The sequence below is a fragment of the Gaiella sp. genome (assembly GCF_035710885.1).
GTDB lineage: Bacteria > Actinomycetota > Thermoleophilia > Gaiellales > Gaiellaceae > Gaiella.
The window spans coordinates 1-24,335 of sequence record NZ_DASTCS010000074.1 but is presented as its reverse complement, the minus strand read 5'-3'; the positions used below and the strand labels follow the sequence as shown (position 1 = coordinate 24,335).

The 24,335-nt window shown below is 71.6% G+C and carries 22 protein-coding genes and 1 pseudogene; 19 read left to right on the top strand and 4 right to left on the bottom strand.

Annotated features, from left to right (window positions below):
* From VFO26_RS16780 to VFO26_RS16760, 5 genes and pseudogenes are all read left to right on the top strand, one after another.
* A pseudogene (locus VFO26_RS16780) lies at positions 1 to 576 on the top strand (hypothetical protein); the annotation flags it as partial.
* 21 nt (positions 577 to 597) lie between these two features.
* Positions 598 to 1,659: a glycosyltransferase family 2 protein gene (locus VFO26_RS16775; RefSeq protein WP_325116227.1), complete on the top strand. Its 1,062-nt coding sequence runs from the start codon at positions 598 to 600 to the stop codon at positions 1,657 to 1,659.
* 11 nt (positions 1,660 to 1,670) lie between these two features.
* The gene (locus VFO26_RS16770; RefSeq protein ID WP_325116226.1) at positions 1,671 to 2,675 is read left to right on the top strand and encodes a glycosyltransferase family 2 protein; all 1,005 of its coding nucleotides are present in this window, start codon (positions 1,671 to 1,673) and stop codon (positions 2,673 to 2,675) included.
* A gap of 66 nt (positions 2,676 to 2,741) precedes the next feature.
* Complete coding sequence (locus VFO26_RS16765; protein WP_325116225.1) at positions 2,742 to 3,578, top strand: ABC transporter permease; 837 nt, start codon at positions 2,742 to 2,744, stop codon at positions 3,576 to 3,578.
* Positions 3,575 to 4,858: a polysaccharide ABC transporter ATP-binding protein gene (locus VFO26_RS16760; RefSeq protein ID WP_325116224.1), complete on the top strand. Its 1,284-nt coding sequence runs from the start codon at positions 3,575 to 3,577 to the stop codon at positions 4,856 to 4,858. Before VFO26_RS16765 ends, VFO26_RS16760 begins: the two co-directional genes overlap by 4 nt.
* Here VFO26_RS16760 and VFO26_RS16755 read toward each other — a convergent pair.
* Complete coding sequence (locus VFO26_RS16755) at positions 4,843 to 5,772, bottom strand: phytanoyl-CoA dioxygenase family protein (protein ID WP_325116223.1); 930 nt, start codon at positions 5,770 to 5,772, stop codon at positions 4,843 to 4,845. The two genes, VFO26_RS16760 and VFO26_RS16755, sit on opposite strands and share 16 nt — an antisense overlap.
* A 57-nt stretch (positions 5,773 to 5,829) precedes the next feature.
* On the opposite strand from VFO26_RS16755, the gene VFO26_RS16750 reads away from it, so the two are divergent.
* Genes VFO26_RS16750 through VFO26_RS16735 form a run of 4 tightly spaced genes read left to right on the top strand, consistent with a single transcriptional unit; the run spans position 5,830 to position 10,136 of the window.
* Positions 5,830 to 6,927 carry a glycosyltransferase gene (locus tag VFO26_RS16750; protein WP_325116222.1) on the top strand — a complete coding sequence of 366 codons (1,098 nt, stop codon included), beginning with the start codon at positions 5,830 to 5,832 and terminating at the stop codon, positions 6,925 to 6,927.
* Positions 6,928 to 6,950: 23 nt separating this feature from the next.
* Positions 6,951 to 7,964 carry a glycosyltransferase family 4 protein gene (locus VFO26_RS16745; protein ID WP_325116221.1) on the top strand — a complete coding sequence of 338 codons (1,014 nt, stop codon included), beginning with the start codon at positions 6,951 to 6,953 and terminating at the stop codon, positions 7,962 to 7,964.
* Positions 7,961 to 9,076 (top strand): glycosyltransferase family 4 protein, encoded by a 1,116-nt coding sequence (locus VFO26_RS16740; RefSeq protein WP_325116220.1) that lies wholly within the window; start codon positions 7,961 to 7,963, stop codon positions 9,074 to 9,076. Before VFO26_RS16745 ends, VFO26_RS16740 begins: the two co-directional genes overlap by 4 nt.
* Positions 9,069 to 10,136: a glycosyltransferase family 4 protein gene (locus VFO26_RS16735; protein ID WP_325116219.1), complete on the top strand. Its 1,068-nt coding sequence runs from the start codon at positions 9,069 to 9,071 to the stop codon at positions 10,134 to 10,136. The genes VFO26_RS16740 and VFO26_RS16735 overlap by 8 nt, the downstream gene beginning before the upstream one ends.
* Before the next feature lie 9 nt (positions 10,137 to 10,145).
* Here the strand turns inward: VFO26_RS16735 and VFO26_RS16730 are convergent, their stop codons facing one another.
* Positions 10,146 to 10,997, bottom strand: coding sequence for a glycosyltransferase family A protein (locus VFO26_RS16730; RefSeq protein WP_325116218.1), 852 nt, complete (start codon positions 10,995 to 10,997; stop codon positions 10,146 to 10,148).
* 25 nt (positions 10,998 to 11,022) lie between these two features.
* Here VFO26_RS16730 and VFO26_RS16725 point away from each other — a divergent pair, with 25 nt between their 5' ends.
* Complete coding sequence (locus VFO26_RS16725) at positions 11,023 to 13,203, top strand: glycosyltransferase (protein WP_325116217.1); 2,181 nt, start codon at positions 11,023 to 11,025, stop codon at positions 13,201 to 13,203.
* 27 nt (positions 13,204 to 13,230) lie between these two features.
* On the opposite strand, the gene VFO26_RS16720 is transcribed toward VFO26_RS16725, so the two are convergent.
* The gene (locus VFO26_RS16720; RefSeq protein WP_325116216.1) at positions 13,231 to 14,397 is read right to left on the bottom strand and encodes a glycosyltransferase; all 1,167 of its coding nucleotides are present in this window, start codon (positions 14,395 to 14,397) and stop codon (positions 13,231 to 13,233) included.
* A gap of 47 nt (positions 14,398 to 14,444) precedes the next feature.
* On the opposite strand from VFO26_RS16720, the gene VFO26_RS16715 reads away from it, so the two are divergent.
* Positions 14,445 to 15,668, top strand: a complete 1,224-nt coding sequence (locus VFO26_RS16715) for a glycosyltransferase family 4 protein (RefSeq protein WP_325116215.1) — start codon at positions 14,445 to 14,447, stop codon at positions 15,666 to 15,668.
* Here the strand turns inward: VFO26_RS16715 and VFO26_RS16710 are convergent.
* Complete coding sequence (locus VFO26_RS16710; RefSeq protein ID WP_325116214.1) at positions 15,623 to 16,828, bottom strand: glycosyltransferase family 4 protein; 1,206 nt, start codon at positions 16,826 to 16,828, stop codon at positions 15,623 to 15,625. The genes VFO26_RS16715 and VFO26_RS16710 overlap by 46 nt on opposite strands.
* A gap of 40 nt (positions 16,829 to 16,868) precedes the next feature.
* Between VFO26_RS16710 and VFO26_RS16705 the strand changes: the two genes are divergently transcribed.
* Genes VFO26_RS16705 through VFO26_RS16670 form a run of 8 tightly spaced genes read left to right on the top strand, consistent with a single transcriptional unit; the run spans position 16,869 to position 24,188 of the window.
* Positions 16,869 to 17,978 (top strand): glycosyltransferase family 2 protein, encoded by a 1,110-nt coding sequence (locus VFO26_RS16705; protein WP_325116213.1) that lies wholly within the window; start codon positions 16,869 to 16,871, stop codon positions 17,976 to 17,978.
* Entirely contained in the window at positions 17,975 to 18,550 is a 576-nt protein-coding gene (locus VFO26_RS16700) for a sugar transferase (protein ID WP_325116212.1), read from the top strand. The genes VFO26_RS16705 and VFO26_RS16700 overlap by 4 nt, the downstream gene beginning before the upstream one ends.
* Positions 18,551 to 18,592: 42 nt before the next feature.
* On the top strand, positions 18,593 to 19,909 hold the full coding sequence (locus VFO26_RS16695) for a hypothetical protein (RefSeq protein WP_325116211.1): 1,317 nt from the start codon (positions 18,593 to 18,595) through the stop codon (positions 19,907 to 19,909).
* Positions 19,906 to 20,343 (top strand): hypothetical protein, encoded by a 438-nt coding sequence (locus VFO26_RS16690; RefSeq protein ID WP_325116210.1) that lies wholly within the window; start codon positions 19,906 to 19,908, stop codon positions 20,341 to 20,343. Before VFO26_RS16695 ends, VFO26_RS16690 begins: the two co-directional genes overlap by 4 nt.
* Before the next feature lie 54 nt (positions 20,344 to 20,397).
* Positions 20,398 to 21,405 (top strand): ATP-grasp domain-containing protein, encoded by a 1,008-nt coding sequence (locus tag VFO26_RS16685; RefSeq protein ID WP_325116209.1) that lies wholly within the window; start codon positions 20,398 to 20,400, stop codon positions 21,403 to 21,405.
* Positions 21,405 to 22,331 (top strand): NAD-dependent epimerase/dehydratase family protein, encoded by a 927-nt coding sequence (locus VFO26_RS16680; RefSeq protein ID WP_325116208.1) that lies wholly within the window; start codon positions 21,405 to 21,407, stop codon positions 22,329 to 22,331. Before VFO26_RS16685 ends, VFO26_RS16680 begins: the two co-directional genes overlap by 1 nt.
* On the top strand, positions 22,328 to 23,233 hold the full coding sequence (locus tag VFO26_RS16675; RefSeq protein ID WP_325116207.1) for a hypothetical protein: 906 nt from the start codon (positions 22,328 to 22,330) through the stop codon (positions 23,231 to 23,233). Before VFO26_RS16680 ends, VFO26_RS16675 begins: the two co-directional genes overlap by 4 nt.
* A gap of 10 nt (positions 23,234 to 23,243) precedes the next feature.
* Positions 23,244 to 24,188, top strand: a complete 945-nt coding sequence (locus VFO26_RS16670; protein ID WP_325116205.1) for a glycosyltransferase family 2 protein — start codon at positions 23,244 to 23,246, stop codon at positions 24,186 to 24,188.
* Positions 24,189 to 24,335 lie beyond the last annotated feature (147 nt).

Here is a 24,335-nt window from a genome sequence, read left to right as displayed (position 1 = left end):
CGGTTCCCGGACACCGTGTTCGCGTTCGTCGGCCGCCTCCGAGAGGAGGGCGGTAGGACGGTGAGCGGGATCGCCCGGGACGAGGTGGACCGGCTGGTCGCCTCGCGACGTCTCGCGGTCGACCTCTTCGACCGCCCGATTGTCGAGCAGCTCGCGACGGTCGAGGCATCGAGCCTCTTCCTGTCGCCGCACACAGGGTTCGGGTTCGCTGCCGTCGCCGTCGGGACGCCGTGGCTGACGCTCGCGGGGGGCGACTGGCACGAGTACTTCTTCAACGGGGTGCCCTTCTACTCGGTGCTGCCGAAGAGCCGGACGCATCCCGCGTTCGTCCACAGCCGGAGGTTGCCGATGATCGACGCCGACGCGGACGGGGAAGGGCCGCGGACGGCGACCATGAGCGCCGCCAGGATCCGGGAGGACCTCGACGAGCTGGTGGAGGCGGCCGCGATGCTGATCGAGGGGCAGCTCTCGTACGAGGCGGCCCTGGCCGGTTACTTTCCACGCCTACTCGATGCGTACTGCGGCGATCGCTCGAAGATCGTGACGTTCGAGGACGTCCACCTCGGCTTCGTCTGACGGTATCTAGGGTTTCGGCTCGTGAGGATCGTGATGACCCTGCTCGCGCGCGACGAGCGCGACATCGTCGAGCAACACCTCGCCTTTCACTTCGCAGCCGGCGTCGATCTCGTCCTCGTCACGGACCATGCCTCGGGCGACGGCACCCAGGACGTGCTCGCCCGTCACGACCGAGACGGGCGCGTCCGGGTCATCCGTGAGCCCGAAGGGCCGTTCAAACAGCGCGAATGGGTGACGCGCATGGCGCGACTGGCAGCGACCGAGCACGGGGCGGACTGGGTGATCAACGGCGACGTCGACGAGTTCTGGTGGCCGCGCGGCGGCTCGCTCCCGGAGGTGTTGGGCTCGATCCCACGGCGATACGGGCTCGTCCAGTCCTTTGTACGCCACTTCGTCCCCGTGCGGGACGACGGCCGTTCGTTCGAGGAGCGCATGACGCTGCGCCTCGCCTCCCGGGCCCCGATCAATGACCCGCGGAGCCCATGGCGGCCGTTTCGCAAGGTCGTGCATCGCGCGCATCCGAACGCCGAGGTCGTGGAGGGAAGCCACTCGGTGGGCGGCACGGGCTTCGTCCCGATGCGCGGCTGGTACCCGCTCGAGGTGCTGCACTTCCCGATCCGCACCGCGGCCCAACTCGAGCGGAAGGGCGCACTGTGGGGGAGCGCCGTGGAGAAGTTCTACGCGTCGGAGGAGGTCGTCGCGGGGCCCGGGGCCGCCTACCACGCGCTCGCGTTCAGGGACAGCGAACGTGGACGGAGCGCGACCGTCTTCGACGAGCTCGTGGGAACGGAGGTCGAGCTCGAGCGTGCGCTGTCAGAGGGCCTGGTTGTCGAGGACACGAGGCTTCGGGATGCCCTGCGTACTGTCGCCTCGGATCAGCCGCTCGAATTTCACCGGCCGACCGCCGCCGAGGACGCTGCCTTCGCGGTGGACGCCGCCGTGCTCGGCGAGGCCGACCTCGTCCGCGTGCGTCGGCGTCTCGACGAACTCGGGCGGCGCGTTGCCGAGCTCGAGGCGCGACCGGCCAACCGCCTCGAGCGCCGTCTGCGGGCCCTTGCGAACCGGGTGCGGCGGGAGCCCTGATGCGCATCGCCATGACCCTGGTGGTGCGCGACGAAGCGGACATCGTCGGGACGTGGCTCGACTACCACCTCGCCCGCGGCGTGGACGTCGTGATCGTCACCGACCATCGTTCCGTCGACGGGACATCGGACATCCTGCGCGAGCACGCGCCCGACGGGCGGGTCGTGCTCCTACGCGAGGACGGTGACGTGTTGCGTCAGGCGGAGTGGGTGACGCGCATGTCGCGCCTGGCGGCGACCCACCACGGCGCGGACTGGGTGATCCCGAGCGACGCGGACGAGTTCTGGTGGCCGCGCGACGGCTCGTTCGCGACGGCCCTCACGGCGGTGCCGATGCGCTTCGGTGTCGTCCGGGGCCTGATGCGCCAATTCGTCCTCCGAGTCGGCCAAGACCCCTTCTTCGAGCGGATGACCGTGCGTGCGCGGCCGACGGCAGATCTCTCGAGCCCGTACCACGCGCAGGTGAAGATCGCACATCGCGGGGTCGGGGACGCGGTTGTCGGCGTGGGAAACCACGACGTCGAGGGCAGCGGGTTGCACCTCGTCCGGGAGTGGTTCCCGTTCGAGGTCCTTCACTTTCCCATCCGGAGCGCGCAACAGCTGGAGGACAAGTTTCTTCGGCGCGCGACCTCGCCGGACGGCCAGCACATCGTTCGGGCACTCGACCTCCTCGCACGCGGGGAGCACGAGACGCTCCTTGCGGAGGCGATCGTCGACGACGAGACGCTCGCCACGCGTCTGGGGGAGGGGACGCTCGTCCGCGACGTCCGCCTGCGCGACGCGCTTCGTGGGCTGGCGTCCGATGGGCGGCTCCCCGCCGATCCCGAGCCGACCGTCGGTGACGACGCCGATCTCGCGGAGGACGCCCACGTCGCCCTGGAGCACGACTCGGCGGTGGTCGCCGAGCGCCGTTGTGCAGATCTCGAGCGCGCCGTCGCCCTGCTCGAGGGGCGGGCCTTCGTCGCGAGCCGGGTCGCGCGTCAGCTGCGTCGCTCGGCCGGGAGCGCCGACAACTAGCCCCGCTACCATCCTGCGAGCGAGGGCTGCGCGGCACCGCGAGCGCACGTGCTTGTTCCACCACCGATGCTCTCTTCCCCCGACGTCCCGATCACGACCATCCGCCCTGCGCGGCGGAGCGGTCTACCCGATGTCCGGGAGCTCTGGCGCGCTCGCGATCTCGCGCTGATCCTCGCCTGGCGCGACGTCAAGGTGCGCTACAAGCAGTCGCTGATCGGGATCGCCTGGGCCGTGCTCCAGCCGCTGCTGACCATGGTGGTGTTCACGCTCATCTTCGGGAAGTTCGCGCAGCTCCCGTCGCAGGGGCTTCCGTATCCGGTGTTCGCGATGCTCAACCTCGTCCCGTGGACGTTCATGGCAGGGGTCTTCACCCTCACCTCGGGCTGCGTCCTGACGAACCGGGTGCTCGTCCAGAAGGTGCACTTCCCGCTCCTCATCCTTCCGATCGCGTGCATCCTCGTGCCGCTCGTCGACTTCACGTTCTCGTTCGCCGTCGGTCTCGGGATCACATGGTGGTACGACGTGGCGATCCAGCCGACCATCGTCTACGCCCCGTTGTTCCTGCTCATGCTCGGCATGACGGCCATCGGCCTCGGCTCCTTCCTTGCGGTCATCAACGTCCGCTACCGCGACGTGCCCTATGCCGTGCCGTTTCTCGTCCAGCTCTGGCTCTTCGCCTCCGGCGTCATCTACGCGGCGGACGCGCTGCCCGAGAAGTACATCACGATCGCGTCGCTCAACCCTGCCATCGGCGCGATCACGGGCTTCCGGTGGGCGGTCGCGGGCACGCCGCCTCCGTCGACGACGATGCTCGGCCTCGGCGTTCTGATGACGGTGATCTTCTTCTTCGGCGGGCTGTGGTTCTACCGGCGCGCCGAGCCAAGGTTCGCGGACACGCTATGACGACGATCGTCGCCGAGGGCATCTCGAAGCGCTACCGGATCGGGGAGTACAAGGCCGGGTACCAGACGCTGCGTGACACCCTCTCCCATGCCGCGCGTCGAGCGTTCCGCCTGGAGCACGTCGACCATTCGCTCGAGGAGCTGTGGGCGCTGAAGGACGTCTCGTTCTCGGTCGACGAGGGCGAGGTGGTCGGGTTCATCGGCCGGAACGGCTCCGGGAAGTCCACGCTCCTCAAGATCCTCACCCGGATCACGCCGCCGACCGAGGGCGTCGCCTCGATCCGCGGCCGGGTCGGAAGCATCCTCGAGGTCGGCACGGGGTTCCACCCCGAGCTCACGGGTCGGGAGAACACGTACCTGAACGGCGCCATCCTCGGGATGAAGCGCCGCGAGATCAGCGCGAAGTTCGACGAGATCGTCGAGTTCAGCGGCATCGGAAAGCTGATCGACACGCCGGTGAAGCGGTATTCGAGCGGCATGTACGTTCGTCTCGCGTTCGCCGTCGCCGCCCACCTCGACCCCGAGGTGCTGATCATCGACGAGGTGCTCGCTGTCGGCGACTACGAGTTCCAGCAGCGCTGCATGGGCCGCATCGAGGACATCAGCACCTCCGGGAGGACCGTGATCTTCGTCTCCCACGACATGCAGGCGATCACCCGCCTCTGCAGCCGTGCGTACTGGCTCGACAGCGGGCGCGTGATGCGGGAGGGGCCGTCGGGGGAAGTGGTCTCCGCGTACCTCCAGGGCGCCTCCGGGTCGGGCGCGGCGACGACCTTCGGTGCGGAGGAGGCTCCCGGGACGGCAGTGCTCCGACTGCTCGCCGCTCGCGTGGTGGACATGAACGGCGACATCGCGAGCACCGTCGACGTCCGCGAACCGATCGGTATCGAGGTCCGCTTCGTCGTGCTCGGGGAGACCGGGCCGCTCTTCCCGAAGCTCAAGCTCGCGAACGACCGCGGGGAGGTCGTCTTCAACGCGCTCGACCCGGACCCGCGGTGGAGGTCTGCGCCCGAGCCGGGAACGTACACCTGCACCGCCTGGATTCCGGCGAACCTTCTCAACGAGGGGGTGATCGGCGTGGATGTGGCCGTCGCGTCGATGAGCGGGCCCGGACTCGTGAACCACGTCAACGTCCCGTCGGTCGTCAAGTTCCACGTCCACGATCCGGGGCTGGGCGACACCGCCAAGGGCCATTACACGGGACAGCTCCGGGGCGGCGTGCTGCCCCTGCTCGACTGGACGACCGAGTTCGTCGAGGCGCGGGCCTACGAGACCGCGTAGCCGACGACGTCGTCGGTCGTCTCGAGCGTCGTCTCGTAGTTCCGGTTCGAGAGCGCCTTGAGCGACGCGGGCGAGCAGTAGGTCGCCGTCGCGAGGATGCGGGGGCCGGCGGTCGCGAACCCACCGCGGTGGAGGCCGCTCGTGTTGCAGAGGATCAGCGTTCCCTTCGGGCCGGTGAAGGTCGCGATCTCCTCGGCCGGCACGCTTCCCGCGACCTCCTCGTCCGGGACGCGGCCGTAGCCCATCGGCGTCCACGGCCGCACCGCGTGATGTCGCCCACCGGGCTGGCTGCCGGGCACGTACTCGAACGGCCCCTGCTCGGCGCCGACGTCCGAGAGGTACACGAACGCCTTCAGGAGGTGCTTGTCGTCGAAGTCGACGTGCCAGTTCTGGGACGCGACCCGGACGTCGGTCGACGGCTGCTGCGTCGTGTACCACATGTCGACGTACGAGAGCTTCGACCAGAGGCGGAGATAGGCGTTCGCGACGTCCAGCATCCGCCGCGACGCGCAGAACGAGAACCACGGGTTGTCCGCCCCGAACGTGACTCCCTCGAAGCTCCAGGCACGCACGACGAACTCCTTCCCGGCCCGCACCTTGCCGCTCCCGCCCTCGGCGAGCGTGCGCTCTGTCTCGGCGATGAACGCGGCGCCCTGCGCCTCGATGGCACCCCAGGTCTCCTCGCCGGCCAGGTCGACGAACGGGAGCGTGACGTAGCCGTCCCGGTCGAGCGCCTGGACGAGCCCACGCTGCGTATCGTCGAGGTCGGGTGCGTGCGAGGCGAAGCGCCGGCGCGCGCGCCGGTTGCCGAGGAGGCGGTCGTGTACCTGGTAGGTCGCGACGATCCCCCGGCGCTCCACCGACGAGGCGACACGGTTCACGCGCTTCGCGAGCTTCGTCCGCTGGCGGTGCATCGACCCTGGAGGGTAGACGAGGGTCGATTCGCCCCGCGGAGGTAGCCTCGGCCCGCTGTGCGGATCGCCTTCGTCCACTACCCCGGCCGGTTGGCGCGGCTCGAGGCGGCGCGGACGGGGAACGGGCCGAGCGAGTTCCTCTTCGGTGCGGTCGAGCTCGAGCGGGCCGGCCATGTCGTCCGCCACCACGAGGTCGATCCGGACGCTCCGACGGGCCGGCTCGCCCGACGCGCGGTCGACCGCCAGGCGGGTCTCGAGCGGCTGCCTCCCCATCTCTCGGCGGCCGTGCTCCGGGGCACACGGGTGCTCCTGCCCGCCCTGCGAGACGCGGACGTCGTCGTCGGCACCACGACCGCGACCGCCGTCGCGCTCGCCGCCTGGCGTCGGGCGCGCCGACTTCGCACGCCGCTCGTCGGGATCGTCGCGGGGCTCCTCAACCGGCCGTGGGGGCGAGCGCGACGCGCCACGACGCTGCCGGTGCTCCGTTCGATGCACGCGATGCTGTACGGGCCCGGGGAGGCACCGGGTCTGCTCGCGCTCGATCCGCGTCTCGTCGGCAGGGTCCACGTGAACCCGTTCGGTGTGGACACCGCGTTCTGGTCGCCGGGCGGGACGTCGGCCGGCGGCATCCTCGGGATCGGCAACGACGGCCACCGCGACTGGGAGACGCTCGTTCGGGCGGCACCTGCGATCGAGGCGGAGATCCGGATTCTCACGAGACACGAGCCCCGCGGCCGCCTTCCCGCCAACGTCCGCTGGGAGCCGGCGGACTGGCACCGCAGTCTTCTCAGCGACACGGACGTGAGAGAGGCGTTCCGGGCGGCCGCCGGCGTCGTCGTGCCCGTGAAGGACGTGCCGCAACCGTCGGGGCAGAGCGTGACGCTCCAGGCGTCCGCGTGCGCACGTCCCGTGGTGCTCACCCGCACGCGCGGGTTGTGGGACCCCGTCGGGCTTCGCGACGGGGAGAACGTGCTGCTCGTGCCGCCGGGCGACCCCGACGCTCTCGCGGAGGCGGTCGGACGGGTGCTCTCCGACCCGGAGCTCGGGGCAGGCATTGGTCGCGCCGCACGGAGGTCGGTCGAGGACGGAGCGAGCGTCGAGCGCTACGCGGAGCGGCTGCTCGCCGTCTGCGAGCAGGCCGTCGAGCGGCCCTAGCACGTCTACGGTACGCGGTCGAGATGGCCCTCCGGACGAAGCCGCGCGCCGCGCTCGTGCACGCCCGGGCGGCTCTGCGGCGCGTCGGCTCGCGCCTGGCGACGGAGCGTGACCTGCGCACGTCCCGCACCGGGCGGGCGGACGTCGCGTTCTTCCACGAGTACGTGCCGCCCCCTTCGGGCGGCGGGCACCAGTTCATGCGCGCGCTCGGGTCGGAGCTCGAGCGGCGCGGCCTGGAGATCGAGGAGAACCGCCTCTCCGGGGGGACGCCGTGCTGCCTGTTCAACTCGTTCAACTTCGAGCTCGCGCGCCTGCGGCGCTTCGCCCGCGACGACGTCCGGATGGTGCACCGCGTGGACGGGCCGATCGGGGTGTATCGCGGGTTCGACGACGGCACCGATCGCCGCATCGAGGCGATGAACGCCGAGCTCGCGCACGCCACCGTCGTCCAGTCGCGGTTCAGCCTCGAGGCGCACCGTCGACTCGGGATCGAGCTCGTCCGGCCGGTGGTGATCACGAACGCGCCGGACCCCGCGATCTTTCATCCACCGGGCGAGCGCGAGCCGCTCGACGGCCGGCCACTGCGGGTCGTCGCGGTGACCTGGTCCGACAACCCGCGCAAGGGAACGGATGCGCTGCGCGCGATCGGCTCTGCTGCCGACCCAGAGCGCTTCGAGCTGACCTTCGTGGGGCGCGTGCCGGATGGGCTGGCCGGGTGGCGGGCTGTCCCGCCGCGGACGTCGGAGGAGCTCGCGGCTCTCCTACGGGCACAGGATTGCTACGTCGCCGCGAGCCTCGACGACCCGTGCTCGAACGCCCTCCTCGAGGCGCTCGCCTGCGGCCTCCCGGCGCTCTACCGGCGGAGCGGCGGGCACCCGGAGCTGGTGGGGGAGGGCGGCGTCGGTTTCGACGGGCCCGAGGACGTGACTGCGGCGCTCGACCTGCTCGCTGCCGAGCTGGGGGCGCGGCGGGCCGCGATCGTCGTGCCGTCGCTCACCGAGACCGCCGACCGGTACCTCGAGGTCCTGCGGGGGTGACTGCGCGGCGTGTCCTGCGCGCACCGGCGGCGGTCGCACGTGGCGGCCGGGTCCGGCTGCGGACCCGCGGCTGGCCGGACCGGTCCCGCCTGTTCGTCCTCGGGGACATGCTGGGCTGGGCGCTCGACGACGAGGCGGCGTACGTCTCGGAGGTCGCGCGCCTGGCCGGGTACCGTCTCGCTCCACCCGCCTGGGCGCGGTTCTCACGACGCCAGGTGGTCTTCCACACGAGTCACTTCGCCGCGCTCGACCCGCTCTGGACGGGCTCGTCGCACCGCCTCGGGCTCGCCTACTTCCACGGGCTCCCGGGTACCCCGGGGTTCCCGGAGTTCGACGCCGCGTTCGCGGCGCTCCGGCGCGATCCCGGCCGGTTCGCGCGCGTCCAGGTAACGCACCGCGAGATGGAGGAGATCGTCGTCTCCGCCGGCGTCGACCCGGCATGCGTGCACCGGATCCCGATCGGGATCGAGCTCGAGCGCTTCCCGCCGGGTGATCCGCAGCGTCGCCGGGAGGCCCGCGACGCGCTCGGGCTGCCTGCGCAGGCGTTCGTCGTCGGCTCGTTCCAGAAAGACGGCGTCGGCTTCGGCGACGGCCTGGAGCCGAAGTGGATCAAGGGGCCCGACGTGCTCGTCGAGACGCTCGAGCTCGCGCGACGAGACGTCGACGACCTCGTCGTCCTGCTCACCGGCCCCGCCCGCGGTTACGTGCGTCAGGAGCTCGAGCGGCGAGGCATTCCTCACGTCCACCGGATGCTTCCGGACCGTGACGGGCTGACGGGTGCGTACCACGCGCTCGATGCGTATCTCGTCGCGTCCCGTCAGGAGGGCGGCCCGAAGAGCGTCCTGGAGTCGATGGCCACGGGTGTTCCCCTCGTCACGACCCGCGCCGGGCAGGCGCCCGACCTGGTCGTCGACGGCGAGAACGGGATCCTCGTGGACGTCGAGGACTCCGGAGGGCTCGCGCAGGGCCTCACACGCATCCACGGCGATGCAGGGCTCGTCGCGCGGCTCCGCGCCGCCGCGCGCGAGACCGCGGTCGAGACCTCCCACGAGCGGCTCGCGCCGCGCTGGGAGTCGCTGCTCGACGGGTTCGCGGAACGGAGCGATGGATAGCGGGCGAGCGGCACGCTACGGGCGTGCTGCGTCGCGCTGGGCCCGGCTGCTCGTCGGAGGCTCCGTGCGGCCCGGCCTCCGGGTGTTCTACGGCTGGGACCGCGTCCCGGCACCCGGGGAGCCGGTTGCCGGCGGCACCGCGAAGCTCCAGAAGCTGGCGGCCCGCTGGCCGAACCGGCCGAGCGACTTCTCGCTGCTCTACCTCGGCACGACCTACCTGCCGCGCGACCTGCGGCCGCTCCTCTGGATCACCCGTCGCCGCGGCGCCCGGATCGTCGTGAACCAGGACGGCGTCGCGTACCCGGGCTGGGCGGGCGACCGTACCGCGGAGCTCAACGGCCCGCTCCGGCGCACACTCCACGCTGCCGATCACGTCCTGTATCAGAGCGAGTTCAGCAAGCGGTCGTCCGATCTGTTCCTGGGAGAGCCTTCAGGTTCCTGGGAGATCCTTCCGAACGCCGTCGACGTGGACGTGTTCACGCCCGGGCCGCTCCCCGTCGGGGGGCCGGTCGTCCTCCTGGGTGGCGACCAGACGCAGGAGTACCGGCTCGAGCTCGCGTTCGAGACGTTCCGGCACGTGCTCGACGCCCATCCCACCGCGCGCCTCGCGGTGAGCGGGAGGCTCGTCTCCGACCCGGAGCCCACGCTCCGGCGGCTCCGGTTGGCGCAGGCGGTCGACTTCCTGGGCCGATACACGCAGGCGGAGGCGCCGGGAGTGTTCCGCCGAGCGCACGTCCTGCTCCACACGAAGGTCAACGACCCGTGCCCGACGACGGTGCTCGAGGCGATGGCGTGCGGCGTGCCGGTCGTGTACGCGGCGAGCGGCGGCACGGTCCAGCTTGTCGGCGACGAGGCCGGAATCGGCGTGCCGCACCCGGACGGCTTCGACCGCGACGAGCCCCCCTCCGCAGAAGCTCTGGCCGGTGCGATCTCCATGGCGCTCGCGAAACGGGACGATCTGGCGGACGGGGCGCGGCGGCGCGCCGTCGAGTGCTTCCCGCTCACCGCGTGGCTCGAACGGCACGCGGCGCTCTTCGGTGCGCTGGTCGAGGGGGCTTGACCGGCAGGCCTAGGCTCGGGAGCCGGCCCTGAGCCCGGAGATGCGCCCGACGAGCGTTGCGGCATGAAAGCGTGCCCGGGTCCTGTGGAGGAGGACCAAGGAGACCAGAGAACCGACTGCGGGCCGCACGAGCATCCGCGCAACGGTGCGGATCGGATACCGATTCCGCGCGAGGACGTACCCGACGCTCGCGCCGTCACGGCGGCCGAGCGCCACCAGCTCCTCGCGCGTAACGGCCTTGACGGGGTGCGTGATCTCGATCGAAGGGTCGTACTCGACCCGCGCGCCGAAGCGCAGGGCGCGGGCGAGGTAGTCGATCTCCTCACCCGACGCCCACGGGGTCCCGCTGCCGAGGCCGAGCGCCTCGTCGAACGTGCCGATGTTCTCGACGAGCTCGCTCCGGAGGAAGATCGTGTGCGAGTTCGCCCTGTGCCAGACCGTGTCGAGCGTGATCCGCTCCGGTCCGGTCGGCCAGCGTCCGACGGAGCGGCCGTCCGCCGCGACGGGGCGTCCGCTGAGGCCGTCGAGCCGGTCGTCCCCCGCGAAACGCAGCGCGACGCGGCTGAGGAGGTCCGGTGGGTAGAGGCAGTCGTCGTCGGGAAACGCGACCAGGTCAGCCGCAAGGTGGGGGAGGGCGGCGTTCCGGGCACGCGACAGGCCGCGTGGAGCGCGGAGATGCAGGCTCGTCAGCGTGGGGTGCGCGTCGAGCAGCCTCTCGACGCGGTCGTCGTCGTTCTGGTCGACGAGGACGAGCCGTAGCTGGGGATGCGTCTGGGCGGCGAGCGCCTCCAGCAGCGCGGCGAGCTCCTTCGTGCGGTCGACCGTCGCGACGACGAGGTCGAAGCTGAGGGCTGCCGCCACGCGGCGCAGGCTACCCTCAGCCGCCGTGGCCCCCCCGCTCGTCTCGGTCGTCCTCGCCGCGCGCGACGCGGAGGAGACGATCGAGGAGGCGGTCGAGAGCGTGCTCGACCAGACGGTGCGCGACCTCGAGCTCGTCGTCGTCGACGACGGCTCCCGTGACGGCACGCCCCGGAGGCTCCACAAGGTCGCGGACGGCCGCCTGCGGGTCGTGACGAACCCGAGCCCCCTCGGGCTCGCCGGAGCCCTGAACGTCGGGCTGGACGCCGCCGAAGGCGCCTATGTGGCGCGCATGGATGCGGACGACATCGCGCTTCCCGGCTGGCTCGAGACGATCCTTGCGCACCTGCGATCCAGCCGTGCCGCCCGGGTCGTCGGCTCGGCGATGATCGACCTCGACGCCCGCGGACGCCTCGGGACGGTCCACCGCATGCCCGCCGGCGCGAGAGCGGTACGTTGGGCCGCTCTCTTCTCTTCGCCGTTCTTCCACTCCACCGTGGTCGTCGACCGTTCGCTCCTGGAGCGGCACGGGCTGCGTTACGACACCTCCTTCGGTGAGAGCGAGGACTACGAGCTCTGGGCGCGCCTCCTTCAGGTGGCGGACGGAGACAACGTGCCGGAGGCGCTCGTCCTCTACCGAAAGCACGAAGCGCAGGCCTCGGAGCGACGCGCGGCCCTGCAGCGGGAGTGCCAGCGCACGGTCGCCCTGCGGCAGATCGCAACACTGGCCCCGCACATGAACCCTGGCCGTGCGGAGCTCGCCTGGCGAGCCGGCGCTGGGCTCCCGCTCGATTCGGGCACGGCGTCCGAGGCGGCTCGGGCGCTGGGCGAGCTCGCCGCCGCATTCGACGATCGACACGGGGGCCGGGAAGGGCATCGGGCGGCGGCCTGGTCGCTCGCTCGCGCCGGGGCGCCACGCGACCAGCGCCCTGCGCTCACGCGGGAGGCACTCCGGCTCGACCCGGAGCTGCCGCTCGTCGCACTCGCCAGGCTCGGGCGGCGTCGCGCCTCGAACGCCGAGCGGACGCAGGTGTCGGCGTGGCTCCGATCGAGGCGAAACGACCCTGTCCGCGTCACGCTCGTCGTCCCGGAGCCCACGCCCTTCAGGACGGAGATGCTCGACCGAGTCGCAGCTCGACCGGAGCTCGACCTGACAGTGCTCTACGCCGGGAGCACGGTGCAGCGGCGAACGTGGACGATCGAGCCGCGCCACCGCGCCGTCTTCCTCGAAGGCCACCGCGTGCCCGGTGTGTACCGCGCGCTCCGGCACGAGTACCCGATCTCGCTCGGGGTGTTCCGCGCTCTCGCCTCCTCTCGGCCCGAGGTCGTCGTCGTCTCCGGGTGGAGCACGTTCGCCTCGCAGGCGGCCGTCGCCTGGTGCCGGGTGCGCGAGGTTCCCTACATCCTGCTCGTCGAGAGCAACGAGCGCGACGTCAGGCCCGGCTGGCGGCGCGCCGTGAAGGGCGCGGTCGTCCCGCCCATCCTCCGGAGCGCCGCGGAGGTCCTCGTCGTGGGACGGCTCGCCCGCGAGTCGATGCTCGCCCGCGGCGTCGAGCCGGCGCGGATCTCGCTGTTCGCGGACACGATCGACGTCGCGCGGTTCGGCGACGAGGCCGAAGGGCTGCTCGCGCGCCGGGACGAGCTGCGCGCCGAGGTCGGCATCGCTCCGGATGACGTCGTGGTGCTCTCCGTGGCGAGGCTGGCTCCCGAGAAGGGGCTCGACACGCTCGTGCGGGCGGTCGCGGTTGCCGCGGACCCGCGCCTGGTGCTCGTCCTCGCGGGCTCGGGGGCCGAGCGCGGGCGGCTCGAGGCGCTCTCCGACGAGCTCGGCGTGCGGCTCGTCGTCGTCCCGGAGGTCCGGTGGGAGCGCATCGCCGAGCGGTTCGCGATCGCCGACGTGTTCGCGCTGCTCTCGCGCCACGAGCCGTGGGGCGTGGTCGTGAACGAGGCGGCGGCCTGCGGGCTGCCGCTCGTGGTCTCGGACCGGGTCGGCGCGGCCTTCGATCTGGTCGAGGACGGCCGGAACGGCGCCGTCGTCCCTGCCGACGACCCTGTCGCGGCGGGCAACGTGATCCGGGCGTTCGCGGCCGATCCGGAGCGGCGCCGTGCAGCCGGCCGCGCCTCGCGCGTGCTGATGCGCGAGTGGGGCTACGAGCCGAGCATCGAGAACCTGATCCGTGTCGCGCGCCGCGTCGCCGGCCGCAGCTAGCAGCGGGCAGGCGACGCTCGTGTTGACTCAGCACAAGCGTCGTCGCGCGCCCAGAGCCTCGTCGTAGATCGCCAGCTGGCCGTCGACGACGGCGTCCCACGACGAGCGTCCTGCCGCGCGGAGGGCACCTGCGGCGAGAGCGGCTCGAAGCGCCTCGTCGTGGAGAACGCTGTCGATGGCGATCACCGTTGCATCCGGCTCGTAGGGGACGACGAGCGCCTCTCCTTCGGCGAAGGAGGACGCGACGCCGGTGCGATCCGAGACGATCACGGGCGTCCCGACCGCAGCAGCCTCCGCCGCCACGAGGCCGAAGTTCTCACCCCCGGACGCGAGGACGAAGACGTCTGCGCGCCGGTAGAGATCGAAGGGCGGGCCGGCAGAGGGAGGCAGCACGTGGACCCGCCCCGCGGTCGCCGGATCGGCGAGTGCGGTGTCGACGCCGGCCATCGTCCCGTGGCGGTCGTCGGGCCCGACGAGCACCACATGGACGTCCGTGAGCCTCCGCGCCGCTTCCAGTAGGTGCTCGACCCCCTTCTCGGCGGCGATCCGGCCGACGTAGAGGACGACCGGGGCGCCGTCCGGGACGATTCCGCGCAGCGGGTCCACGCCACCCGCCGGGGGCGGCTCGGGGAACGCGTTACCGCGCACGCGGACGCGCGCCGGATCGATCCCCGAGGCGACGACGTCCTGCCGCTCTCGCGGCGAGGAGACGATCACGGCTCCCGCGGCCGAGGCGACGCCTCGCGTCAGCGTCGAGTCGAAGACACGCTTGAGCCGCACCTTTCGCAGCCGCGGCCTGAACATCCCCACCGGCTCGAACACGTAGGGGATGCGCCGCGCGCGGCACCACGCGGCGACGCCGGTGGTGACCGGATCACGAAAGCCGATCAGGTGGGCGATGTCCGGCCGCTCGAGGCGGCGGAGCACGAGCGGGAGCGTGGGGGTGATCCCCATCCAGCGATAGCGGAGCGGCGTGCCGAGGTAGGTGACGCGCGCGCCGTCCACGGGCTCGACCCTCGTCCTCCGGCCGGACCGCCGCCGGACCTCGGTGAGCGTGGTCGTGACGACCTCGACGTCGTGTCCGCGGGCCGCCAGACGCGAGACGAGCTCTCGCGCGACGACGACCGGCCCGCCGAAGGCGTGTGCGGGCCAGTAGGCCGGGGTCGCGAACAGGATCCGGAGACGAGGGCCCACGGGCAGGAGCCTACGCAGCGTGCACATTCGTCTAGCGTCCGTCGTCGATGACCACGGACGCTCGGCCGAGGATCCTCGTCCTCAACCAGTACTACTGGCCCGGGGTCGAGGCGACGGCGCACCTCCTCTCCCAGCTCTGCGAGGCCCTGGCCGAGGACTACGACGTCACCGTCGTGACGGGGCACCTGCACGGGCTCGACCTGCCGACGGAGGAGGAGCGGAACGGCGTGCGCATCCTGCGCGTCCGCTCGACCGCCTACGAGCGCTCCCAGCTCCACCTGCGCGCGGCCAACTACGCGAGCTACCTCGGTGACACCGTGGTCACGGCCCTGCGCGGCGAGCGGCCCGCTCTCGTCCTCTGCATGACCGACCCCCCGGTGGTCGGGGACATCGGCCTGCTCGTGGCCCGGCGGTTCGGCGCGCCGCTCCTCGTCATCAGCCAGGACGTCTTCCCCGAGATCGCCGAGCGCGTGAAGCGCCTCGAGCACCCGCTCGTCGTCGGCGCGCTCCGGCGGCTGGTCGGCCTCTACCTGCGAAGGGCGGATCGGGTCGTGGCGATCGGGGAGACGATGAAGCTCAGGCTCGTGCAGAAGGGCGCTCCCGCAGGACGGATCGAGGTGATACCCAACTGGGTCGACACGGCCGAGCTCGCCCCGCAGCCTCGCCGGAACGCGTGGTCGCATGAGCAGGGAGTCGACGACACCTTCGTCGTCATGCACTCCGGCAACATCGGCCATGCCCAGGATCTCGACACGCTCGTGCGGGCGGCGGCCTTCCTCCGCGACCTCGACCGGCTGCAAATCATGGTGATCGGATTCGGCGCGCGGCACGGCGAGCTGACCCGCCTCGCCCAGCGACTCGAAGTCACCAGCACCGTCCGTTTCCTCGGCTACCAGCCGCGCGACCGGCTGTCGCTGTCGCTCGCATCGGCCGATCTCCACTACGTGGGCCTCGCCAGGGGGCTCTCCGGGTTCGTCGTCCCGAGCCGGCTCTACGGGATCCTCGCCGTCGCCCGGCCCGTCCTGGTCTCCGCGGACGCCGACAGCGAGACCGTCGCGCTGGTCGAGGAGGCAGGCTGCGGCATCGTCGTCCAGCCCGGTCGCCCCGCGCTCGTCGCGGGCGTGATCCGGGATGCCGTCGAGGGCCGGCTGTCCCTCGAGGGGATGGGCGAGCGCGGGCGGGCGTGGGTCGAGCGCGAGGCCGACCGCGAAGTCGCTTTCGACCGCTACCGGCGGGTTGTCGCCGACGTCGTCTCGAGTAGCTCGCGGTAGAGCTCGTCCACGTCGGCGACGAGACGCTCGACGGCGTAGCGGCGGAGCACACGCTCGCGCCCGGTGCGACCCATCTCGCCACGGCGGTCGGGATCGCGCGCGAGGATCTCCAGTCTCTCCGCGAGCGCGTGGGTGTCGCCGGGGCGAACGAGGAAGCCCGTCTCTCCCTCTTCGACGACGTCGGGGACGCCGCCGACGTTCGTCGCCACGACCGCACGACCCGCGGCGAGCGCCTCGATGATCGTCACGGGCGTGCCCTCGCTCGCGGAGGTCAGGACGACGGCGTCGCAGATCGCGTACCAAGGCGCGACGTCCTCCTGGTAGCCCAGGAACAGGCACGAGCGGGCAAGGCCGAGGTCGTGGGCGCGCTGCTCGAGGAGCTCACGGTCGTCGCCGTCGCCGACGAGCAGGAGGAGCGCGTCGACACCGCGCTCCCGAAGGCCCGCCAGCATCGTCAGGAGGTCGTCCGTGCGCTTCACGGCCGTCATCCGGCCGAACCAGCCGACGACGAACTTGTCCGCCGGAATCCCGTGCCGGCGACGCACCTCCCTGACGTCGCCGTCGAACCACACCCGGGGCTCGAGCTCGATCCCGAGCCTCACCACCGAGAACTTCTCGGGCGGCGCCACGTGCAGCCCGACCAGCTCGTCGCGCACCTCGGGGCTCACGGCGACGAGCCGGTCGGTCGTGCGCGCGAGCGCCGTCTCGATCGCCCGGAAGAGGAGCGTCCCGCCTCGGCCGAAGTAGCCGCGCAGGACGTGCCCGTGGAACGTGTGGACGACCACGGGGCGCGGTCGGATGCCCGCGAGCAGCGCGGCGGCGCGTCCTACCGCCCCCGCCTTGGCGGTATGCGTGTGGACCACGTCGGGCCGCACCCTCCGTATGATCCGCGCCAGGCGCCACGCCGCGAGCGGGTCACGCACCGGGGAGAGCTCCCGGGACAGGCCCGGAAGCCGCACCACGTCCACCCCCGCGCGATCCGCCACGAACGCCATCGACTCCTCGCCTCGCGCGACGTCCCCCGCGACCAGGGTCGTCTCGTAGCCGCGGTCGGCGAGACCGTGCGCGAGGTACGTGACGTGCAACGCGGGGCCGCCCACGTTCAACCGGGCGATCACGCGGAGGACGCGGATCGGACGGCCGTTCGCCCGGTCGCTCATCGCGGCCGAATGTAGCCGGAACCGGGGCTAGACTCGCCCGGTGCTCGCGCTGAAGACGCTCTTCTGGGGCTCGCTCGGGGCGCTCGCATGGACGCATGTCGGCTATCCCCTCGCCGCTGGAGCGCTCGCCCGCGGGCGCGAGCGGCGGGTCGCGAAGGACGCATCGATCCAGCCCACGGTCAGCGTCATCGTCGCCGCGTACAACGAGGAGGCCGTCATCGAGCGCCGGCTCGAGAACCTCCTCGCGCTCGACTATCCCGCCGACCGGCTCGACGTCGTCGTCGCCTCCGACGCGTCGAGCGACCGCACGAACGAGCTCGTCGAGGCCGTGGCGGCGAGGGAGCCTCGCGTGCGGCTGCTCGACTGCCCGCGCGGCGGCAAGGTGGCCGCGCAGGACCGCGCCGTCAGGGAGACGGCCGGCGACGTCGTCGCGTTCTCGGACGCCAACGCGACGTGGGCGCCCGACGCCCTCCGCCGGCTCGTCGCCGCCCTCGCCGACCCGGAGGTCGCGTACGTCTGCGGGCGCCTGCGGCTCGAGGACGCGTCCGGATCGAACCGCGAGGGCCTCTACTGGCGCTACGAGCTCTGGCTGCGGGAGCAGGAGTCCCGCCTCGGCTCGGTCACCGGGGGCAACGGCTCGATCTACGCCCTGAAGCGATCCGACTACGTCGAGGTCGACCCCCGCTGGGGGCACGATCTCGCACTCCCCTACCGGATGGTGCAGGCGGGGCGGCGGGCCGTCTACGAGCCGGCTGCCCTCGCCTTCGAGAAGCCCACGCCGACGAACGAGGCCGAGTACGCGCGCAAGGTGCGGATGTTCGAGCACTGCTGGGAGATCACGCTTCGGGGCTCGATGCTGCGTGGCCTGCCTGGCGGGTACCTCGCCTCGGTCGTATCGCATCGCCTGCTGCGCTACGGAAGCGGGCTCCTCCACCTCGCGCTGCTGGCGACGAGCCTCGCCCTCGCGCCCGTCGGCCGGCCGTATCGGCTGGCGCTGCTCGGCCAGCTCGCGCTGCTCGCGGCCTTCGCGGCCCGGGTACCGATCGCGCGCTACTACGTCTACGTCACCTGGGCGACGATCCAGGCGCTCTGGAACTACCTCCGCCGCGGTGTGCCCGCCACGTGGGACGCAGCCGAAGGCACCCGGTGAACCGTGCCGCGGATGTCGTGCTCGCGGGGGTCGGCCTCGTCCTGGCGAGCCCGCTCCTCGCCGGGGCCGCGCTCGCCGTCAAGCTCGAGGACGGCGGTCCGGTCCTCTTCCGGCAGCGCCGGGTCGGGAAGGACGGAAGGGACTTCGAGCTGCTGAAGCTCCGCTCGATGGTCGTCGACGCCGAGCGGAGCGGGGCCGGGTTCGCGGTCGATCGCGGAGATTCGCGCATCACGAAGGTCGGCCGCTTCCTGCGCAGGACGTCGATCGACGAGCTGCCGCAGCTCTGGAACGTGGTCCGCGGGGACATGTCGGTGATCGGGCCCCGGCCGACGCTCCGCTACCAGGTCGACCGGTACACGGAGCGGCAGCGCCGTCGCCTGGAGGTCCGTCCCGGCCTCACCGGCTGGGCGCAGATCCACGGCCGAGCGACGCTCCCCTGGGAGGAGCGGATCGAGCTCGACGTCTGGTACGTGGACAACCGCTCGCCGCTCGTCGACCTGAGGATCCTCGCGCGGACGCCGCTCGCCCTGTTCGGGGGAACGTACAAGGGCGCGGCGGGCGGCTGGCGCTAGCACTCGGTTTGCCTTGTCCGCGTCGGGCACTACTCTCGCCCGATGCAGGCGCCGGATTCGCGGCGGAACACGGGACGCGTTGTTGCGTACTGCGTGATCGCCGCGGCCGCAGTCATCGCCGTGCGAAACGCCACGGTCTACCCGGCGATCGCGGGGTACGACGCGCAGGAGGCGATCGATTACGCAGAGGGGCTCGTGCGGGACGGTCGGCTCCCCGAAGCCACCGGCAGCTACTACACGCCCCCCGGTTTCTTCGCGGTCGGTGGCGTAGGAATCGAGCTCGGTGAAAGGCTCGAGCTCGACCACCCCGAACGCGTCGGGCAGGTCGTCAACGCTCTCGCCGCGGTCGGCACGATGCTGCTCCTGCTCGCGCTCGTGCGCCTGCTCTGGCCCGGTCGGGAGGTCTTGCACATCGCGGCGATCGTTTTCTTCGCCGTTTGCCCGGTGGTGATGAAGTCGGCCGCGATGTTCCACCCCGAGCCGCTCTCGATGCTCCTGTCGACGGCAGCAGTCGTGCTCGCGGCCCGGATCCTCGTTCGCTCCGACTACCGGCTTCGCGTGGCGTTGGCGCTCGGGGTGACGCTCGGTCTCGCACAGCTCGTCCGCGCGTGGACGCTCTGGACGGTAGGCGTGGTCGTGCTCGTGCTCGTCGTCGCGGCGGTCACCCGGCCGCGCGACCGTGGTTCGCTCCTCCGCGTGGTCGCGGCCGTTGCGGTCGTCGCGATCCTCGTCCCGTCGCCGTGGTACGCGCACCAACTCAGCCGCTACGACAGCGCACTGTTCGGGCAGCCGCACCCGGAGGAGCCGGTCTGGTCACGTCGCCCGCTCGGGTTCTTCGTCGGCTCGGGGTTGCCTGAGGTCATGACCGAGCCGTACCGCCCGTCGTTCTCGCGTCAGTTCCTGCCCATCGCCTACACGGAGACCTGGGGCGACTACTTCGGGGTCTGGCGCTGGATCCCCGGTGGCGATCCGCCGTCAGACAGCGTCCGGCGTCAACTCCAGAGGATGGCGATCTTGGGTCTGCCGTTCACGCTCGTCGCCGTCGCTGGGTGGCTGGCTCTGCTCGCGCTCGCTCTCCGACGCCCCGGACGCTTCGCTGAACGTCAGCTCGTCGCGCTGCTTCCTCTCGCCGCGCTCGCCGGAGCGGTCTACTTCGGAACGGCGTACCCCACTCCCGACGGGGATACGGTGAAGGGCTCGTTCATGCTCACCGCGGTCCCCGCGTGGGCCGCGTGCTTCGGCTTCGCTTTCGACGGGCTCGTGTGGCGGTTCCGACGCCTCTCACCCGTGTTGCTGACGGTTTTCGCGGTGCTCGCGCTCTTCTGCGTCCCGTTCCTCTTCGCTGTGGCCGAGCGATGACCGTCCCGCGCCAGGCCGAGGAGTGGAGCTATCTCAGAGCGGCGTGCGCGGTCGTCGGCCTGCTCGTGGTCGCCGAGCTCGCTGGCTGGATCATCTATGGCTCGGTCCACCACGAGCCGACGGCGCTCGAGCTGACCCAGAAGTGCCTCCGCCGAGAGAAGCTCCTCTCGGTGGAGTCGATCGGGGACGACGCAATCGCGGTCGCCGCGCGCGGAGGCGCGCTCGCGACCCGCGTCGAGGGCAACGGCGTGCACCTCGCGATCGCAAAGTCGGACGACGAGGCGGAGGAGATCGCGCAGGCGTACCTACAGACAGCCGGGCGGAACATCGATGCCCGCCTCGACGTGCGCGGGCGTGTGGTTTACGTGTGGGAGGCGGCCGACGGGCCTTCGCCGACCCAACGCCAGACGATGTACGACTGCTGGTACGAGTGACCCTCGGCAGGTCGGCCCTGCCGGCGAACCCGGACGCTACGCTCCGACGTCGAGATGACCGCCGTCCTCTTCACGTGCGCGGGGCAGCGCGTCGACATCGTGAGCGCCTTCGGGCGCGCCGGAGCGACGACGGTCGCCGCCGACCTCGATCCGCTCGCGCCGGCCCTCTACCACGCCGACCACAAAGCGCTCGTGCCGCACGTCGACGATCCCGGCTACGTGGACGCGCTCGCCGCCCTCGTCGCCGAGCACGACGTGCGGCTCGTCGTGCCGCTCACCGATCTCGACCAGGAGATCGTCTCCAGGGAGCGCGAGGCGCTCGAGCCGGCCCTCGTGCTCGCCCCCGCCCCCGAGGTGTGCCGCACGATGGGGGACAAGTACCTCGCGCACGCCTTCTTCGAGGAGCACGGGATCGACAGCCCGCGGACGTGGCTGCCGGCCGAGATTCCCGACGACGTCCGGTTCCCGCTCCTCGTGAAGGTGCGCGAGGGCTTCGGCTCGCGTCACATCTACCGGGCCGACGATCCCGGCCAGCTGGAGTTCCATCTGCGCTCCACGCCGGTCGAGTCGATGGTCCAGGAGCTCTGCCTGGGCGAGGAGTTCTCGATCGACGTCTTCTGCGACACCGAGGGCCGCTGCCTCAACGCCATCCCGCGCTCGATGATCCAGTCGAAGGGCGGTGAGTCGATCAAGGGCGAGTCGCTGCGCGACCCCGAGCTGATCGAGCACGGAGCGAGGGTCGCCGAGACGATCGGGATCGTCGGACCCGCGAACGTCCAGTGCTTCCGCGAGCCGGACGGGTCGCTCCCGGTGACCGACGTCAACCCGCGCTTCGGCGGCGCCTTCCCGCTGCCCCTCGCGGCGGGCAGCAGGTACCCGGAGCTCGCGCTCGCCCTCGCGCGCGGCGAGCGCCCCGAGCCCAGCCTCGGCGAGTTTCGCGCGGGCGTCGTGATGACGAGGTTCTTCTCGGATCTCTGCCTGGTCGAGGACGGCAACGGCGAGCTCGTACCGTTCGCCGAGGAGCTGCCGCACCCGATCGCAGCCGAGCCCGGGCAGGGCTGATGCGGTACCTCGTCACCGGCGCCGCCGGCTTCATCGGCTCGCACCTCGCGGAAGCGCTGCTCGAGGAGGGCCACGACGTCGTCGGCCTCGACTCGTTCACCGACTACTACGACACGGCCCGCAAGCGGGAGAACGCCGCCGGACTGGACATCGTGGAGGGAGACCTCCTCGATGTGAACCTCGACGCCCTGCTGGACGGCGTCGACGGCGTCTACCACCTCGCGGGCCAGCCGGGCGTTCGGGCCAGCTTCGGGCCGGGGTTCGAGCACTACCTGTCCCGCAACGTGCACGCGAGCGCCCGCCTGTTCGAGTCGGCCGCGCGCCGCCGCCTCCGCGTGGTGTACGCCTCGTCCTCGTCCGTCTACGGGGACGCGGAGAGCTACCCGACCGGGGAGGATGCCCTCCCGCGCCCGATATCCCCGTACGGCGTGACGAAGCTCTGCGTCGAGCACCTGGCGTATGCGCATGCCCGCACCACGGGGCTCGACGCTGTCGGCGTCCGCTACTTCACCGTCTACGGGCCGCGGCAGCGTCCGGACATGGCGTTCACGCCGCTGCTCGAGGCACTCGACGCCGGCGTCCCGTTTCGGCTCTACGGGGACGGATCGGCTTCGCGGAGCTTCACGTTCGTGGCCGACGCCGTGGCGGGGACGATCGCGGCGATGGCCCGTGGGCACGAAGGGGAGCTCTACAACATCGGCGGCGGCGAGGAGGCCTCGATGACCGACGCGATCGCGCTCTCCGAGCAGCTCGCCGGCCGCGAGCTCCACGTCGAGCGGCACGGCGCGGCGGCCGGTGATGTTCGGCGGACACGGGCGGACGTGCGCAAGGCGGAGGAGCAGCTGGGCTGGCGGCCCACCACGCCGCTCGCCGACGGGCTACGCGCACAGTGGGAGTGGGTCGCTGCTAGGGTCGCGGCGCCTTGAGCGCCGATCGGCGGAGAGATGGCGTCGACCTCGACGCCGAGCGTGAGGTCGACCTGCGGTCGTCCTGGGAGCGGATCAGCGCGCGCTGGTGGCTGCCCGTCGGCGGCCTGGTGCTCGGCGCGATCCTCGGTGTGCTCGTCTCGGTCGGGAGCGGCGACGTCTACCGGGCCGAGGCGCTCATCTACCTCGGCCAGCCGTTCACCCCGGCCGGTGGCGGCCAGCTCCAGAGCCTCCAGACGAACCCGAAGACCGTCAGCGAGATCGTCCGCAGCGAGGCCGCGATCAGGACCGCAGCGAATGCCGCGGACATGCGCCCGGGAGCCTTGCGGGGCAACGTCACGTCGACTGCGGTCGTCCAGCCCGGCCAGGTGGCGCGAAACTTCACACCGCTCGTCCAGATCGAGGTGCGGGGACCGACGAAGGTCAAGGCAGAGAAAGCGTCCAACTCGTTCGCCGACACCGTGGTGAAGCAGGTCGTGCCGTACATCCAGCGCAAGATGGAGCTGCTGAAGGAACAGATCGCGAACAACGAGCGCCAGATCGAGGACATCGCCGACCGCATCGCGAGCGCGAACGAGCAGCAGCGGCTCGCGTCCAGCGACGACAGTCTCACGCTCGCCGAGAAGCTGCTGATCTCTACGAACTCCAACGCGACGATCAATGCGGCGGAGCAGCGCCGCGGTGAGGTGGTGGCGAATCTCGACTCGGCACGACAGCTGCTCTCGCTCGCCGAGAACGTGGAGCTGAGCCGGGTCGTGCAGCCCGCCGTCGCCGTCCGCACGTCCGCGACGAGCAGGCGGAACGCGGCGGCGGTCGGCGCGCTCGCAGGGCTCCTGCTCGGCGCGGTCGCCGCGCTCCTCGCCGACCCCTGGCTGCGGCGCAGGAGCACGGCCGCGGACTGAACGGTCCGTCGTGGTCGAGGGCAAGCGCGTCGCGGTCGTCGTCCCGGCCCTCGAGGAGGAGCTGCTCGTCGCCGACACGATCCGCGGCATCCCGGCCTTCGTCGACGTGATCGTCGTCGTGGACGACCACTCCGGCGACGCCACCGCGGAGCGCGCCCGCGCGACCGGCGATCCTCGCCTCGAGGTGATCGAGCATGCCCGGAACCAGGGCGTGGGCGGAGCGATCGCGACGGGCTATGCGCGCTGCCGCGACCTCGCCGTCGACGTGACGTGCGTGATGGCGGCCGACAACCAGATGGACCCATCGGAGCTGGCTTCGCTCGTGGGACCGGTCGCGCGGGGCGAGGTCGACTACGCGAAGGCCAACCGACTCGTGAGCGGCGAGGCGTGGCAGCTGATCCCCCGCTCCCGCTATCTCGGCAACGCGGTCCTCTCGCTCCTGACGAAGATCGCCTCCGGGTACTGGCACGTCGCCGACTCGCAGGCGGGCTACACGGCGCTCTCGCTCGGCGCCCTCCGGCGGCTCGACCTCGACCGCCTCTACCGCCGCTACGGGTTCCCGAACGACATGCTCGTCCACCTGAACGTCCAGAACGCCCGCGTGCGCGATGTGCCGTCCCGCCCGATCTACGGGGTCGGCGAGCGCTCCGGGATCCGGATCACGCGCGTTGCCCCGCGGATCGCGTGGCTCCTCTTCAAGGGCTTCTGGTGGCGGATGAAGGAGAAGTACGTGATCCGGGACTTCCACCCGCTGGTCTTCTTCTACGCCCTCGGCGCGCTGATGACGATCGTGGGCTTCCTCCTCGGGCTGGTGGTCACGATCTCCCGCCTCGGGTGGGGAAACGACATCACGACCGCGACGATCGTCCTCGTCGCGCTCCTCCTCGTCTCGGGGACGCAGTTCACGCTGTTCGCCATGTGGTTCGACCAGGAGGCGAACAAAGACCTCCGTTGAGGAGTGTCTACGCGGCCACCGCGCGGCGCACCGGCGATCGCCGAGGCGACGCGAGCTCGCCGTCCCGCCCACGGGGCGTGTCCGCGACGTGGTAGACCCCGTCTCTGACGAAGCCCTCGCCCGCCACGAAGACCGGCTCCGGCTTCG

Coding starts and splice junctions, on each gene's coding strand:
- VFO26_RS16770 (WP_325116226.1), top strand. CDS start 1,671: ATGACCCTGGTGGTGCGCGACGAAGCGGACATCGTCGGGACGTGGCTC.
- VFO26_RS16765 (WP_325116225.1), top strand. CDS start 2,742: ATGCTCTCTTCCCCCGACGTCCCGATCACGACCATCCGCCCTGCGCGG.
- VFO26_RS16760 (WP_325116224.1), top strand. CDS start 3,575: ATGACGACGATCGTCGCCGAGGGCATCTCGAAGCGCTACCGGATCGGG.
- VFO26_RS16755 (WP_325116223.1), bottom strand. CDS start 5,772: ATGCACCGCCAGCGGACGAAGCTCGCGAAGCGCGTGAACCGTGTCGCC.
- VFO26_RS16745 (WP_325116221.1), top strand. CDS start 6,951: ATGGCCCTCCGGACGAAGCCGCGCGCCGCGCTCGTGCACGCCCGGGCG.
- VFO26_RS16735 (WP_325116219.1), top strand. CDS start 9,069: ATGGATAGCGGGCGAGCGGCACGCTACGGGCGTGCTGCGTCGCGCTGG.
- VFO26_RS16715 (WP_325116215.1), top strand. CDS start 14,445: ATGACCACGGACGCTCGGCCGAGGATCCTCGTCCTCAACCAGTACTAC.
- VFO26_RS16710 (WP_325116214.1), bottom strand. CDS start 16,828: ATGAGCGACCGGGCGAACGGCCGTCCGATCCGCGTCCTCCGCGTGATC.
- VFO26_RS16695 (WP_325116211.1), top strand. CDS start 18,593: ATGCAGGCGCCGGATTCGCGGCGGAACACGGGACGCGTTGTTGCGTAC.
- VFO26_RS16690 (WP_325116210.1), top strand. CDS start 19,906: ATGACCGTCCCGCGCCAGGCCGAGGAGTGGAGCTATCTCAGAGCGGCG.
- VFO26_RS16685 (WP_325116209.1), top strand. CDS start 20,398: ATGACCGCCGTCCTCTTCACGTGCGCGGGGCAGCGCGTCGACATCGTG.
- VFO26_RS16680 (WP_325116208.1), top strand. CDS start 21,405: ATGCGGTACCTCGTCACCGGCGCCGCCGGCTTCATCGGCTCGCACCTC.